A 432-nucleotide genomic window follows, 5' to 3' on the forward strand; every position below is an offset into this window, starting at 1 on the left:
GGGCGTGTCCTGTAGCGGAATCCAGCTGCGCGTGTGGATGGCCTGGCCCTGGCTGTAGAGGTAGGGCTTGGCGTCGTAGGTCTGTGAGGGCGCGAGCCACTGCAGCGCGCTGGCCTCGTTCGACGTGCGGTACGCGATGCGAATGCGCATCTGCGAGGTCGCCGCACAACAGTGGGGAAACTCGATCGAGAGCTTGCTGCCGAGGATGGGATCGGGAGCGGCCAGCTCGAACGCGAGCACCTTGGCCCGGCCGCTCATCTCGATCAGGTGGATGGCGCTGATCTCGAGGTCGCGCGTATCGAGGGTCAGGGTGTCGGCGTTCGGGTCGACCTGCTCGACGGTGAGTTCAGCCGTGCCCTCGAGGCGGTGCGCCTCGAAGTCGGTGCGAAGGTCGATGGCGACGTGCCGGACGATGAACTTGTCCGTCTCGGC

At 66.4% G+C, this 432-nt stretch carries 1 protein-coding gene; it reads right to left on the reverse strand.

Annotated features, from left to right (window positions below):
* Positions 1-432 (reverse strand): hypothetical protein (locus I6F37_RS40805; protein WP_225154493.1); only part of this gene is annotated, 432 nt, incomplete at both ends.

The sequence above is a fragment of the Bradyrhizobium sp. NBAIM08 genome (assembly GCF_020193935.1).
Taxonomy (GTDB): Bacteria; Pseudomonadota; Alphaproteobacteria; order Rhizobiales; family Xanthobacteraceae; genus Bradyrhizobium; species Bradyrhizobium yuanmingense.